Below are 13,460 nucleotides of genomic sequence, written 5' to 3'. Positions count from 1 at the left end.
AATCAGTCTGCCGCAGGGTTATTTCACTCGGGCGACATCAGCACCGCCAGGCTCAATTTGATGAACTCTTCGTTCTCGTCGATGGTGTCCAACGCGGTGCGGACATTATCGGCAACGTCCGCCGAGCCGCGTGCTTCGACCCAGTTGGAGAGTTCGATAATCGCGGTTTCGAGCGCGAGCTGGTTTTCATTGAGCTTGAACAGCAGAGACGGGAGCAAGTCGGAATGTGGCATCGTCGATCCTCAGTGATGAGGACAGCGTAGCAGCGGAAATCTTCTGACACACCTGTCGGTTGTTCACCGACAGGTCGCGGTTTGCCGAGCCGCTGCTACGAGAGTCTGTAGCAGCGGCGGCAGTCATTGTCAGAAGTTGTATTTGGCCGTCAGCGCATAGCTGCGCGGGCTGCCGTAAGTATCGGTGGAGCCCCAGACCGTGCTGGTGCCAATCGCCGAATAGTAGGTGCGGTCGAAAATGTTGTTGGCGTTGAGTTGCAGGTCCAGATGCTTGTTGACCTGATAGCCCGCCATCAAATCCGCCACGGCGTAGCTGCCTTGTTCCAGTCGATAGCTGCCGCCAGTGACGTCGACGTCGTTGTACATCCGGCTCTGCCAGTAAACATTGCCACCGACGCGCATTTTCTCCAGCGGACCTTGCAAGCGATAAACCGTAGATACCTTGAACAGATGCTCAGGCGTGTCGGTGTCGAAACGCTGGTTTTCGTTGGCCGGGTCGCCGTCTTTCAGGTAGTGGGCGCGGGTGTAGGTGTAGCCGGCGCCGACTTGCCAGTTCTCGGTCAACGCGCCTTGCAGCTCAAGGTCCACGCCTTGGCTGCGGACCAGGCCCGAGGCTTCGTAGCAGGTCAGGACCGGGCAACCAAACTGCGTGGCAGCCTGGGTTTCGCGGTTTTTCTGATCGATCTGGAACACTGCGAGGCTGGCATTCAGCGCGCCATCGAAGTACTCGCCTTTGATGCCGATTTCGTAGTTTTCACCAACGATTGGCTCAAGCAATTTGCCGGACAGATCCTTCGAGGTTTGTGGCGTGAAAATGTCGGTGTAGCTGGCGTACACGGAATAGTGATCGTCGAGTTTGTAGATCAGACCGGCGTAGCGCGTGAGATTGCGGGTGACTTTGTAGTCGCCATCGCCCGCACGATCATCGTAGTCATACCAGTCCAGACGTCCGCCGAGAATCAGCGTCAGCGGATCGGCAAGGCTCAGGCGCGTGGTCAGGTAAACCGCGTCCTGGGTGGTGATGTTGTGCATTTTGCCGTCGCGCACGAAGTTCGGTTTCGGCGCGCCGAGCGCCCAACCGGTGTCGTACGGACTGTACTCTTTGCTGGTGTTGTCGTAGATGCGCTTGCTGACGCCGACCACCACTTCATGGGTTCGGCCGAAGGCGTCGACCGGGCCGCTGGCGTAGGTGTCCAGCGCGGTCTGTTTTTCGTCCTGGCGCGACTGGTAAACGGTGTTTTCCATCGGGCCGTTATAGCGTGACAGGTAGCTGCCGGAGAACATCCCGTCGAGCGTCGACGTGGAACCGGCGGCGTGGAGTTTCCAACCGTTGTCGAACTGATGCTCGATATCGCCGAACACGGTGTCGACGCGCAGTTTCTTGTTTTCCCAATCGGTGCCGGGGTAGGTCGAGCGCGGCAGGTTGAGGTGATGGCCGTCGGTGCCGATCGGCAAGCCGCCCCAGAACAGATTGGTCTGATCTTCCTGGCGCGAGAAGCCGAGGCTGGCGGTGGTGCTGTCGCTCAAATCGGCTTCGACGATGCCGTAGAACAAGCCGTGATCGCTTTCTTCCTTGTCGCGAAAGCTGTTGGCGTCCTGGTAGGAGCCGACCATTCGCCCGCGCAAAGTGCCGCTGTCGTTCAACGGGCCGGACGCGTCGAATACGCCACGATAATCATCCCAACTGCCGACGGTGCCGGTGAGCGAGACTTGCGGCTCGAACGTCGGCCGTTTGCGCACCATGTTGATCGCCGCCGAAGGGTTGCCGGCGCCGGTGACGAGACCGGTGGCGCCGCGAATCACTTCCACGCGGTCGAACATCGCCAGGTTTGGCTGTACGCCCATGGTGTAGCCGGAGTAAGAACTCGGCAGGCCGTCGTACATGATGTTGTCGATGTCGAAACCGCGAGAACTGTAAGTCTGCCGACCCGGGCCGCTGGCCTGGCTGAGGAACAGGCCGGGCGTATTCTTCACCACATCGTTGACGCTGGTCATCGCCTGATCGTCCATGCGCTGACGGGTGATCACCGTGACCGCTTGCGGGGTTTCGCGCATGGTCAGCGGCAACTTGGTCGCGGTCTGCATCGGGCCAGTGGTATAGGAACCGGAACCTTCAGTGGTTGTGCCGAGCTGTTGGCTGGTGATGCTCGTGGCATCGAGTTCCAAGGTCGCGGGCGGTGCGCCGACTTCCGCTGCAGTGGTCGGCGTTTCGGCAGCGCTGGCTGATTGAGCGCTGGCGATACAGATGGCAAAAGCCAGAAGGGTCGGTGAAAACGGCGTACGGTTTAGCGGTTGATGCCCCAGCATGAATCTGAATCTCCCCGAACGCCTTCCTTGGCAATACTAATAATGTTGATAATTGTTCGCGTTAGTGTGGCAGATTGTTTCCGCGCGAAAAAGCCTTCGGCAGCAAGAAGTTAATGAATTTTTCACATTTGCTGCTTCGGGAGAGTGTTGAGCTAGAGCGGGCGGGGTGTTCAGGAAGGCGCCGGCGGCAGGCTAATCGCCCAGCCGCCAGCAATAGGGAAGGTCAGGCAACGGTGCAAGTCCAGCGGTGATTCAACCGGTACGGCGCACGGGTAAACGTGACGTCCGAAACCAAATTCAGACCGCGCTGTTGCAGCGCTTCGGTGAGTTGCACAAGTGTCTCTGCTTCGATAGTCATTGCTGTTACCTCGCGAGAATTACTGTGTTCATGATTCTTGACCGAGCGGACAACGGGCTAATTCAATTTTTCTACGGGCATCATTTGATCAAGCGCTAGTGTGCGTCCGTTCGTCCAAAGTTCGGCACTTGTCGGGTTGTGGCGATATCTCAAGTTGAATGCACGGATATCCCGCGCGTCAAAACGGAGATTCAAAATGGACATCGATGAGAATGCGCCAGGCAACATTTCCCAGAAGGGCGTAACGGGCGGCACGGATAACGAAACCGGGCATGACCCGAAAAAGAATGCGCCCGAAGTCCCGCTGTCGGCGGACGATGAAGCGTCGGTGGATGAGGAGATGGCTGACGTGGACGCGGCGAACTCGGTAGCGAGCGAACATCCCACGCCTTGATAAGTCGGCGAGGGCGGGTCAATCGACTGTGCGCAGAATCGATCCCGCCTTCACCTCATCTGCATAACGGCGCAGTTTGTTTTGTTCGGCGAGGAGCAATTCGCAGATTTTTGTCAGCGCCGGAGCGTTTCCGTCCGTAGTGGTTTGAGCGATGTTGCCGAGTTGATTGACCGCCCAGCCAATGATTGAAGCGCTGTCTTCTAGATCGTAGAAGAGCTCTTGTTGAGCGGTTCTGGGGCCGGTGAGGTTTTGGATCAGGTCTGCCATTAATTTAGATTTTCCGAATTAGTGTTCAAATCTTTTTCCACCAGTGGACATCGCAGGTGATGACAAATTGAGTTGATGCTCCGCGAATCATTGGCACATCACCATTTACAGGAACTTCGGATGTCATTAAGCGCTTCGCCGGCGCCCGTCGTGTCGAAGGTAGCCGTGACTGGGCTTTCGCTGTACGGCGTAACATTCGCCACAAAACTATCGCTTTCGATGATCGCCTTCAGGGCTTTCACTGGCGAGCCGCGATAAAAAGAAGATTGATGGTCGGTGGAGATGTCCCAATCGGAATGCACAGCCTTGGCTTTGCCGATTCGGTAAGTCAGCGCGATACCTTCGGTTCCCAAAAAAGATGACCAGTTTATATAGAGGTCAGTTTCTCCATTCGCGCATCTCACGATCATATTGATACGTTCGCCGAACCTTCCTGTTTTTCCTGAATTTGCCTCGAGCATGGCTAAATGAATGGCCTTGTCGTTTAGTGGGTCTGTGGATGTGCTTGTGGACCACTTGCCTTTGCCTGGTTCTGACGTAGAAACGGTCTTAGGCGCAAGATTGTTCGAATCGGCAAGCTGGTCGTAACAGGCGAGGCGCTCGATCGCGCCTTTCATTGAGGCACAAAGAGCGATTTGTTTGTCTTCGATCGCGGCTTGCGCGCCGATGGGAAGTAGTAAAAACAATGCTGGAAAGATTCTGTTGATTCTCATCTCACGACCCTGTGATGGCAAACCGAAATCATAGCACTGTAGAAATGCAAAGATTGTCTGCTCACCAAAATCCAGATCGTTGTTCAATCACGTGCTAACAGGCCTTCCGTGAAAGCGATCGGCATTACGCTCGAAAGACGAATTGGAACGTCGTCCGCAGCACATTCACAGTCATTATGAAATGCGTGCAAACGATTGGCTTCTCAAACCCAAGAAACGACAAAGCCCTGAATAATCAGGGCTTTGTCGGTACAAATATGGCGGAGGCGATGGGATTCGAACTCATGGACCTGTTACAGTCGACGGTTTTCAAGACCGATATATCGACGTAATCAGGCTGCGGCTTGTAGCGATTTTCTGTTCCATTACTTTCATTTTTCAGCACCGCTGCAGACCGCATTCTACAAGGGGCCTGCTTCGAGTTATGGAACGGATTTTCGGGCTATTTTGATGGTTTGGCGATGGCACCGACCCGACGGTAAACCCGCTCGGTGATGTCGCCTTTGGTGTGCCCCAGCAGCAAGCTCGCCTCGCCGACGTCGATGATTTCCGACGCTGCCTTTGGCCGGATATCCCGAAACTGAAATCCACCGATCTTCGCCGCCAGCAATTCGTCGCCGAATTCGATTGCCGCCATTTTTGCTTTCTCGCGCGCAATGTCCCAGCGCTTTCGCAGCATCGTCGCGGTCATCCGTTTCCCGTGCCGGCTGACAATCAGGTAGTTCGAGACGTGCCGGGCATTGCGCTCGGTTATCTCGGCGATCAGCCGGCCCAGGCTGTTCGCCTTGCCGTCAGCGGTCATTTGAATACGCAGCTTTTTGTGCGTCTTATTCTGTTGCACCCCCAAGTATCCCCCCTCTGCATCATCCTTTCGCATCACCAGGACATCTGCCGGTCGCTGACCGGTGAGGTAGGCCAGGTCCATCGCGTCTTTCAGCTCTTGAGCTGCCTTCTTGTACACCGCATCCCAAACCACATCATTCGCGTAATAATCCCGTGGCGTTTCCTTGTTTTTGCGCACGCCCTGGCATGGGTTTTCCTTGGTCGTCAGTCCCCACTCCCGGGCAATGTTGAACACGTGGGAGAGGGTGGCGATCTCCCGGTTCGCCCGGACCTTGGCCGTCCGCGCATCCCGATACCCGGCAATCGTTGCCGGGGTTATCGAGTCGATCGGGGCGCTATCGAACATTGGCCGTAGCTGTTTGATCTCCGACATGTTGTCTTTTTGAGTCCGTGGCGCCTTCTTCGAGACGATGTCGCGGATGTATCGGTCGAAGATGCCCTTCATGGTGCGCAAGTCGAGCGGCTTCTCCTTGGCCTCGAGTTCCGCCCATTTGATCCTGGCTTTATCCAGGTCCTTGCCGAGTGGAATGTCTTTGCCCAAAAGGTCGCGGTAGTAATAGGCGGTCCAAACGGAACCATTTTTGCGTTTGCGTGAGCGTTGATACATCCGTGGGGGGAGGTGGTGATGCTCGGTCTTGCGGGGGCGCATATCAGTTCACTCGAGAGAAATCAGGCGTCCATGCCGGCGCCGCCGGCGGAGGGTTGGGGTCGGCGATGGTGGGCAAGATCATGCCCAGTTTCATGCGGGCGTACATCCGGCCAACGAGTGGACGCTTCCCGCGGCTTTCGACGAACACCCAGTGGCGATCAACCAGCCAGCGCCGCTGATACGCCCTGGCTTTATAGCCGGTGAGTTCCGCCAGTTCTTCGTCCGAAAGAATTTCGGTTTCCATGATGATGCTCCATGCCGCGCGTGGCGGCAGAAGTTGGTGAATTTTGGGTTTTGGTGAGCGGCCCGACAGGCGGGTTTGATTGGGAATTGACACAGTTTTTGGGCTGTATTAATTATTCCCCCACTCGATTGTGTTCTTCGAACGCAAATAAGAAGGAGGTCGGCATGATGCTGCGTAGAGGATCCCAGTACTGGTTGTGGGCCGACTGCGAGTTGCACTGCCGAACCCACGATGAAGTGCTCAGCGACGGCATAGTCATCGACGTTCAGTCCAGATGTTCGAGGAAGGGAAGGACCCAGCTTTTTATTGGCGTTTACGATAGGAGTGGGTTGCCATTTTTTGAGGAATCGCACGACCATTTACATAACGATACGATGACTACAGCGTTGGCCTGGGGCGTAAGTCGGGCCCGCGCAGTTGCGGCTGGTAACATGGTGAAGAGTGCCGGAATTCACGAGGACCACACTGTTAGTTCGAAGTCTCGTTCATCCGCAGGCTGATTGTGTCGAGTAGTCAGCGCCGCGCAAATTCGAAGCCGCGAACACTAGCTATCACCTATCGTCACGGCCACTTGTAGCAATACACGTAGGTGAACCAGGCGAAGGCGATCATGGCGTCACCTCTGAGGCATCTGGAACATCCTCGAACTTGTAAGTCTGGATGACGCGCTCTTCGACGCTGGAGACCTTGATAAATTTGGCCTCTTCAATCCAGGGGTAGGCGTCTGGCTCGCCGTGCTTGCCGCCGCCGCTCATCTCACAAAAGGCGAGTGCGCGACCATCGGGCAGAATGAAGGCCTTCACTTCGACCTCGTAGTTGCGCTCCCAACTGTAGTGGCACCAACATGGAATTCCGGGGGCGTCTACTGCGCTGTAGCGCACCTCGTTCACCGCATCATCGTGCGAGCTCTCATCGTAAAGCTGATCCAGATCCTCGCCAGACATGGACGCCAAATCTGCAAGTGTGACAAGGCCTTTTGGTACATCGCGCAGGCTGTCGTATTTGTAGCCGAAAGCATCGATTCCGTGATGCATCACCAGTAGCTTGGCCATCTGGCTTGCAGTGAGCGTGTTCAGTGAGTGGTGGATGCTTGCATTGGGCATAAGGGGTCCTTGCCGCTATAGCGGCTGACTTTAAAGTGGAGTAGAGGTTTTCAGTGCTAGCTAAATCTCTTCGGCGCGGCATAAAATTTATCGACGTGTCTGCCATCAATAAGGGAAGGTATGAGTCCGAAATCGAATACGCTTTTTCACTTTACAAAAAGCTCTGAAACGCTAAAGCATATTCTGAGGGGAGGTTTTTGGCCTCGCTATTGTTTAGAGGATGTTGCTTGGTTAGGATACGAAAAGTTTACATACGTGGCATATCCAATGGTTTGCTTTTGTGATATTCCCCTTTCCCGAATATCTGATCACGTAAATTTCTATGGAGATTTCGGGATAGGTTTGACTCGCCAATGGGCAGAGAGGAATGGTCTTAATCCAGTGTTTTATGTCTCCGGGGGGAATATCGTTACAAGCGCGTTTAGGTCGTTCAATGAGCTAGCTACAATTAAAGATAATGTCGAACTCACGGATAAGTTGAAGGATGTTATGCGCGAGTTCCTAGCTTTCACTAAACCGACGACAGGAAAAATGATTGTAGAGGACGCGCCGGTTGAAAAGCTTTTTTATCAAGAATCTGAGTGGAGGTATGTGGCAAAAGGACCAGAAATTCGCTCGCATACATTGCGTGAGCAATTCGATACGGTAGAGACGCGGGATGAATTGAACGATGCTACACGGCGTCACTGTATGTTGAAAGTGGCGCCGGCGGACATACGTTACATATTTGTCAGGCAGGATGCGGATATACCAGAGATCATAAATTTTATTCAAACTGATTTGGATCATTATCCGGGCGCTGACCTAAAGTTGCTTATGAGCAGAGTTGTATCTCTCGAAAGTATTAAACTCGACATGTAACGTATACATTCCCCTCGATACCAGATCATGGGCATTCACAACCGTCATGCCGAGCCTGTGGGCGATCAACACTTCGAGGCTTGCCCCTTGAGAGTTTTCCCAGCCGGGCAGCACCGCTACTTGGCCGCACAGGCCGAGGCGGGTCAGGTCTAGGCCATGTAGTCGGCCCAGTCAGCACCGGCGACGACGCCGTGCTCCGCAGGGTTCTCGACTACGTAGCCACGGCCGCGCAGCTCGGCGGCCATCTTGTTGAAGGCGGGAAAGTTGAAGTCTTCGAAACCGGTCATCGGTCCGGCCAGGTACAGGCGGTTGGCGCGGTCAGCCTGAAGCGTAACGCGTGACGTTGCTGTCGCCGGGGCAAGCTCGTGCCAGGTCTCGACCTCGAACTCTGAAGGGCACAGACCAAGATGTTTGCCGTCAGGCAGCACAGCCGCAACCGCGCCGTGGCTGTTGGTCCATACGGGAAAGATTTGCCCTTCAGGGCAGATCGGGCCATCGCCCTGCAAGAGTGCGGACGCAATTCCAGGCATTGGATCAGCCACGACGGTCGTGAACATCTTCACCGTGCGCGGCACGCGGTCGCCGAACGGGTAGCTCTTGCTGCGCTTGTGCAGTGCTGGACAGTCGATACGGTTTTCTGTGGGCATGGGACGTCCTATCCGGGTCATGCCCGGGCGGTGGAATGGTTGAGTTGGAAAAAGCCCAAGAGGAACAGCGGGGCGGGCTCTGGCTAATTGGGCACCTGTAGACTACGAAGCCACTTCCTGGCTGCGGGTCTGCCGAGGAAGCCCGAATGAAACATCTGATAAAGCTGATTGACCTGATTGCTGCCGTTGCTCTATTGGTTGAAGCAATCAGCCGTACGGGCTGGGTTTGATCTGGCGAACGATCCGCTGGCCGATCCAGCGAACGACGGTGACCGCCTTGCTGTTGCCGATCGCCTTGTAGCGGGGGCCGTCCGGACACTCCTCAGCTGGCTTTCCACGCCAGGGGATCATGGTGTAGTCGTCGGGCATGCCCTGGAGTCGTTCGCACTCTCGGGGGATTAACCGGCGGACGCTTGAACCGCCGACCAGCATGTCGGCCTCGGTCACCGGATTGCTGTTGTTGCGCATGTTGCCCGCCCGAAGTGTGGGAGACAGCGCTGCAACGATCGGCTGTCCGCGCCCTGTACCGTCCTCGCTGCCGTCGAAGCCGTCGGCCTTTAGTGTGTGGGTGATGTCGCCAGTGATGCACACTGCGACTTGGCCGCCGGCATTTGCATGGCTGCCGGCATGGTTCATCGCTCGAAGCGTTGGCGATATCGCTCCTGCGTCCGCACCGTGATCCTTGCAAGAGAAGGCGAGCACTGCGTTTTCCATCCCATTGTTCCGGCCAAGGGTGTGCGCCTGCTCATAACGAACATCAGGGGTCCTGCGTGCCGTGCACGACCAGCAACCCGGATTCAGCATCCTGTTGAGTAGCGCTGCCAGCAGCCTTGCCGTTGGCTTGAAGCGTGCCTGCTACGACGAAGGCTTCGGAGTCAGCACGATGGCTGCTCTGCGACTGGGCGCGAAGCGGTGGTGCAACCGCAAGGAAGTGTCCAGCCGCTGCGCCATCTGGTCGGCCACCGGCGCCGCCACTGTAGGCGTGGCTGGTGAGTGCGCCGATAACGTCAGGCTGAACAAAAAACGTCTCGCTTTCCATGTCGAGGCGACTGTCCTTCGCTGTGAGCGTGGCTGATCGCTCAACCGATCCGGACAGGCTATGCCCGCCGAACGCCGGGATTCCGCCGAACATGCTCACCGCCGGGCCTACATCACCCTCGCAATTCACGCAGCCGTAAGGTCCGAGCTCTTCGCCGAACACTTCTCCGCATCCGCACTGGAGCGCAGGGCCGAAAGGAGCTGTTCCGGTAACGTCTTGCCCCTCGCCTCGGCGCGGCGCAGTATCCCGGCGCACGCCTTCTCGCTCAAAAAGTACCTCGGTGGGATCGAATCCGTCTTGAGCACTTGCGACAACGAACACACGGCGGCGTCGTTGGGCCAGGCCGAAATATTGGGCGTCCAGGACCCTCCATGCGATTGTTCTTTTGGGTCCATACACACAACCAGCGTCTGGCCACCTTTTCCCTGAAGGCTGCAGCTCGCAGTCTTCCCCAGCAAGCGCGCCAAGAAAGCATCCGAAGGCGTTCCCTTTGTCGCTAAGCACGCCGGGGACGTTCTCCCAGACGATGACGCAAGGGGGCTGTCGGTGGCTGGCGCGAACATGGTCAGTTGCATCTGCGAGCTCCACGTATTTGATGGTGAGGGCGCCGCGCGGGTCGAGTAGACCTTGGCGCATGCCGGCGACGCTGAAGGCTTGGCAAGGTGTTCCGCCGACAAGAACATCCGGTGCTGGAATCTTTCCGGCCAGGACCAGGGCCCCGAGCTTTGTCATGTCGCCGAGGTTTGGCGTGTTCGGGTAGTGGTGGGCCAGCACCGCGCTGGGGAACGCTTCGATCTCGGCGAACCAGGTAGCGCGCATGCCAAGAGGCTTCCAGGCTAGTGTTGCAGCCTCGATGCCTGAGCAGACCGAGCCGTAAGTGATTTCCATGCGTGATCCTCGCCGGCTGGCGTGATTTCTGATTGATAGTATTTTTTTTGCGTAGCGGCGCGGTAACATCGGACGGCTACTCAAAAACGGAGGTGTGTATGAATTACGAACTTCGAACCATGAAGGCTTCTGGCGGTGTTACTGTCGAATACGTCCGGATCACCGAGCGCAATCGGCGGAGCACAACAGTTTCGTCAGTTGGTCTATGGCGATTCCCGCCAGAAATGCGGGAGGAGATCCGCGCGGGTCGTCCAATCTAGCGACACGGCACACCCTTAATGGCCATCGGCGCCATAGATGAGGGTGGTTCAGCCACTGCAGTAGCCGGAGTCGCACTCGGCGGGGAACATTTCCATCTGGTCGCGCTGCCTGGGCGCTGCTGCCCATTGCACGACAGCGCGGATACCCACAGCACCTTTGCGGCGCGCCGTGCGAAACATCACGCGAGGCTTGCCCTTCTTGGTGAAGCCCAGGTCTTTCTCCGTGATGTCGATAAGCCGTATTCGGTCCTCGGAAAGCAGTCGTATATCGTCGATATTGGCGTTTATGCAGGGGTAGCACTCAAGCGACCGGTGAGGGAGCACGGCGAAGCCTGCACGATGTAGTAGAGCGTCGCGCATCTCATCGGTGTGCCGTACCAACGGCTGCCAAAGTTCCCTGCCCCCATGGCGCTCTGATTCGGTCACATGTTCCGGCGCATCCGAACGATGCGTGCTTTCACTACGCCGCACCCCCGTAAAGGCGGTGCCCTCCTTATTTGGGTCGTTGGCGTCGAGCCATTTCAATGCCGGGATCACCTTTAGCTCAGCGGTGCAGAATTGACCCTGGCCACCGGCGCCCGGCCATCCACGTTTTCGCTTGACCAGTTCGAGCATCCCCTCCGATTCGGTGCGGGCAGTGGTGAATCCGTAGCCCTGGGCCAGCGCTTCGCCCCTGACTACACGGTCGGCCCACCAGCTTGCGGACCAGCCAGTGTCGGAGTAGAGGCACACGACATCTTGCAGGCCGCGCTCATGAGCCCACTGGATCAGGGCGATGGAGTCGTTCCCGTAACTGCAGAACAAAACGTGCATAGGAAATCCTCGCCGGCTGGCGTGAAGTGGTTTATATGAATCTCGAATTCAAACTGGCAGGAGGCCAACATGAGATTGCAAAGTGATATCGACGCTCTCGCGGCGATTGAGGAAGACGCTCAAAGGATGTTGAAGCGGTTGGGTATTCCCGACGACAAGCAGAAGCTGGAGGTCGTGATTTGCTTGCGGCAGATTATGGAACTGGCGGGGTATATGAACGACCAGCCCTCCGTGCGATAACCGGCTCGCCGGCTGGCGCGATTAGTTAATTTGGGGTATTTGTGTTGCTCGGAAATTGGCTAGGGAAGCGAGTATGGGTAAGGTATCGAAGAAGTTTAAATTCACTGTGGTGAGCGCCGATCAACAAAAATTTCCCTGCAAAAAATGCAGCATCGAGACTAACCACAAGGTTGTCGTCTGCTACAACGAGCGAGGCACAGAAGACTGCGGCGGGGGCCACAGCTTCGATTGGTCTGATGATCACCAAATAATTCAGTGTCTCGGGTGTGAAGATATATCCTTCCGGACATGTTCAACTAATTCCGAGGACTATGATCACGACTACGAAACTGAAGAGAGATGTTATGTAGAGTCAGTGACCTACTATCCCGGTCGCGTTATTGGCTCCAAAGTGATAGATCACTGGCTATTACCTTCAGGTATAGGAGAGATATACAAAGAGTCTCGCACGGCTGTGGAGAACGAACTATTTATCATCGCCGGTATAGCGATTAGGGTTTTGCTAGAGTCTATTTGCACCGATGTCAAAGCAAAAGGGCGTAATCTGTCGCTAAAAATTGACGACCTTCATGCAATGTCTTTAGTAACTAAAGAAGGCGTGGAAACTCTTCATAAGATCAGGTTGCTTGGAAATCGTGCAGCGCATGACGCCCATGCTCACTCAAAAGACCAACTTCTCTTAGCTCTTGAGGTGATAGAACACATCCTCATAGGAACATATTTAATTCCCGAAAGAGCTAAGAGGGTTTTTAAAAACCTTGACGCTAAACAAGGACTTCTACCCCAACAGATTTAAACCGCGCGCCGCTCTCCGCCGATGGATGGTGGCTTTTAGGGTGTGGGTGGGGTATTACGGGTGACCGGCATGGAGTCGGACAAGGAGAATCAAAGTGTCGAATAAATATTGGCAATCAGAGCTTTGGGGTGAGCACCCATCTGATTTGTACTTGATGCGCACCGGCCCGCAGGAAATGGTGATCACTGTGCGAATTCGGGAATTTGGTCCGCATCAACGCAGTATGCTGACGCAGCTTTTCCACCCTGGTGGCGCAAAGCATTCTGAGCATGTGTTCGACCTGTTTGATGAGTCGAACGAAGAGGCTGTGGAGCAGGGGTTTGCCCATGGCGCTTGGCTGGCCCAAGGAGCTAAGCCTCGTAGTTAAACCATCAGCCGGGATTGATGATTTGGTCTTCCGGCTCTGGCGGATCGTCGGTAAGCGATTTCATTCCGGCGGCCTGAATAATGCGCGACACCTTTTCAGAAACAACAACAGGTGTCGTGACACATCGCAGCATTTGGGCTTGCGTCTCAAAGTCCGCAGCGATCAGGTTCATCAGCAGCAGTTGGTAAACCTCCTGCTGGTTGTTGATGCCGTGGGCAGCCATTACTCGCTTGAGGTCGGGCTTGAACACCCCAGCCACCTCAACGGTGAACTTCTCGATTCCCAGCGCTGCCTTCTTGGCCGCGTCCTTTTCGCGCTTCTTGCGCTGCTTGATGGCTTCCGCCGTCGGCTCCTGCTGTTCTTCGGCCATGGCTTACCTCTTCAATGCCGCTGGCCGGGTTCCCAGCCAGGCTTGTCGTTTGCGTTGCTGGATGCGGA

Annotated in this window: 17 protein-coding genes and 1 pseudogene; 5 read left to right on the top strand and 13 right to left on the bottom strand. The window is 55.9% G+C overall.

What is annotated here, in order from left to right; translation table 11 throughout:
- Positions 1-23 precede the first annotated feature (23 nt).
- From FBY12_RS05450 to FBY12_RS27795, 3 genes are all read right to left on the bottom strand, one after another.
- Positions 24-233 (bottom strand): hypothetical protein, encoded by a 210-nt coding sequence (locus FBY12_RS05450; RefSeq protein WP_121733127.1) that lies wholly within the window; start codon positions 231-233, stop codon positions 24-26.
- A 129-nt stretch (positions 234-362) separates the two neighbouring features.
- On the bottom strand, positions 363-2,540 hold the full coding sequence (locus tag FBY12_RS05445) for a TonB-dependent siderophore receptor (RefSeq protein WP_145251809.1): 2,178 nt from the start codon (positions 2,538-2,540) through the stop codon (positions 363-365).
- Positions 2,541-2,763: 223 nt separating this feature from the next.
- The gene (locus FBY12_RS27795; protein ID WP_256592631.1) at positions 2,764-2,898 is read right to left on the bottom strand and encodes a hypothetical protein; all 135 of its coding nucleotides are present in this window, start codon (positions 2,896-2,898) and stop codon (positions 2,764-2,766) included.
- A gap of 196 nt (positions 2,899-3,094) precedes the next feature.
- Here FBY12_RS27795 and FBY12_RS05440 point away from each other — a divergent pair, with 196 nt between their 5' ends.
- Positions 3,095-3,292, top strand: coding sequence for a hypothetical protein (locus FBY12_RS05440; protein WP_145251807.1), 198 nt, complete (start codon positions 3,095-3,097; stop codon positions 3,290-3,292).
- Positions 3,293-3,310: 18 nt separating this feature from the next.
- Here FBY12_RS05440 and FBY12_RS05435 read toward each other — a convergent pair whose 3' ends face one another.
- From FBY12_RS05435 to FBY12_RS05410, 5 genes are all read right to left on the bottom strand, one after another.
- A complete protein-coding gene (locus FBY12_RS05435; RefSeq protein WP_145251805.1) occupies positions 3,311-3,559 on the bottom strand; it encodes a hypothetical protein in 249 nt (82 codons plus the stop codon).
- A gap of 98 nt (positions 3,560-3,657) precedes the next feature.
- Entirely contained in the window at positions 3,658-4,359 is a 702-nt protein-coding gene (locus FBY12_RS05430) for a type VI secretion system-associated protein TagO (RefSeq protein ID WP_145251803.1), read from the bottom strand.
- A gap of 355 nt (positions 4,360-4,714) precedes the next feature.
- Positions 4,715-5,764, bottom strand: a complete 1,050-nt coding sequence (locus tag FBY12_RS05425) for a tyrosine-type recombinase/integrase (protein ID WP_145251801.1) — start codon at positions 5,762-5,764, stop codon at positions 4,715-4,717.
- A gap of 1 nt (position 5,765) precedes the next feature.
- Positions 5,766-6,008: a DUF4224 domain-containing protein gene (locus FBY12_RS05420; RefSeq protein ID WP_145251799.1), complete on the bottom strand. Its 243-nt coding sequence runs from the start codon at positions 6,006-6,008 to the stop codon at positions 5,766-5,768.
- Between the two features lie 608 nt (positions 6,009-6,616).
- On the bottom strand, positions 6,617-7,111 hold the full coding sequence (locus tag FBY12_RS05410) for a hypothetical protein (protein ID WP_145251797.1): 495 nt from the start codon (positions 7,109-7,111) through the stop codon (positions 6,617-6,619).
- 120 nt (positions 7,112-7,231) lie between these two features.
- Here FBY12_RS05410 and FBY12_RS05405 point away from each other — a divergent pair, with 120 nt between their 5' ends.
- Positions 7,232-7,972: an abortive infection system antitoxin AbiGi family protein gene (locus FBY12_RS05405; protein WP_145251795.1), complete on the top strand. Its 741-nt coding sequence runs from the start codon at positions 7,232-7,234 to the stop codon at positions 7,970-7,972.
- On the opposite strand, the gene FBY12_RS27785 is transcribed toward FBY12_RS05405, so the two are convergent.
- The 4 genes and pseudogenes from FBY12_RS27785 to FBY12_RS05390 all read right to left on the bottom strand — a co-directional run bounded on the left by FBY12_RS27785 (position 7,916) and on the right by FBY12_RS05390 (position 11,619).
- A complete protein-coding gene (locus FBY12_RS27785; protein ID WP_256663262.1) occupies positions 7,916-8,086 on the bottom strand; it encodes a DUF4406 domain-containing protein in 171 nt (56 codons plus the stop codon). The two genes, FBY12_RS05405 and FBY12_RS27785, sit on opposite strands and share 57 nt — an antisense overlap.
- A gap of 35 nt (positions 8,087-8,121) precedes the next feature.
- A complete protein-coding gene (locus tag FBY12_RS05400) occupies positions 8,122-8,619 on the bottom strand; it encodes a DUF4406 domain-containing protein (RefSeq protein ID WP_256663261.1) in 498 nt (165 codons plus the stop codon).
- Positions 8,620-8,826: 207 nt separating this feature from the next.
- Positions 8,827-10,546, bottom strand: a pseudogene (locus FBY12_RS05395) (DNA cytosine methyltransferase).
- Between the two features lie 308 nt (positions 10,547-10,854).
- Positions 10,855-11,619 (bottom strand): phosphoadenosine phosphosulfate reductase family protein, encoded by a 765-nt coding sequence (locus FBY12_RS05390; protein WP_145251793.1) that lies wholly within the window; start codon positions 11,617-11,619, stop codon positions 10,855-10,857.
- Positions 11,620-11,688: 69 nt separating this feature from the next.
- On the opposite strand from FBY12_RS05390, the gene FBY12_RS27630 reads away from it, so the two are divergent.
- From FBY12_RS27630 to FBY12_RS05380, 3 genes are all read left to right on the top strand, one after another.
- Positions 11,689-11,859 (top strand): hypothetical protein, encoded by a 171-nt coding sequence (locus FBY12_RS27630; protein ID WP_178111720.1) that lies wholly within the window; start codon positions 11,689-11,691, stop codon positions 11,857-11,859.
- A 73-nt stretch (positions 11,860-11,932) separates the two neighbouring features.
- Positions 11,933-12,655, top strand: a complete 723-nt coding sequence (locus tag FBY12_RS05385) for a DUF4145 domain-containing protein (protein WP_145251791.1) — start codon at positions 11,933-11,935, stop codon at positions 12,653-12,655.
- 94 nt (positions 12,656-12,749) lie between these two features.
- The gene (locus FBY12_RS05380; protein WP_145251789.1) at positions 12,750-13,022 is read left to right on the top strand and encodes a hypothetical protein; all 273 of its coding nucleotides are present in this window, start codon (positions 12,750-12,752) and stop codon (positions 13,020-13,022) included.
- Between the two features lie 4 nt (positions 13,023-13,026).
- Here the strand turns inward: FBY12_RS05380 and FBY12_RS05375 are convergent, their stop codons facing one another.
- Positions 13,027-13,392, bottom strand: a complete 366-nt coding sequence (locus tag FBY12_RS05375) for a hypothetical protein (RefSeq protein WP_145251787.1) — start codon at positions 13,390-13,392, stop codon at positions 13,027-13,029.
- Positions 13,393-13,460: the final 68 nt, after the last annotated feature.

It is taken from the genome of Pseudomonas sp. SJZ131 (assembly GCF_007828705.1).
GTDB classification, from domain to species: domain Bacteria; phylum Pseudomonadota; class Gammaproteobacteria; order Pseudomonadales; family Pseudomonadaceae; genus Aquipseudomonas; species Aquipseudomonas prosekii.
Note: the sequence above shows the minus strand (reverse complement) of the source record. Positions and strands in the feature narration are given on the sequence as shown.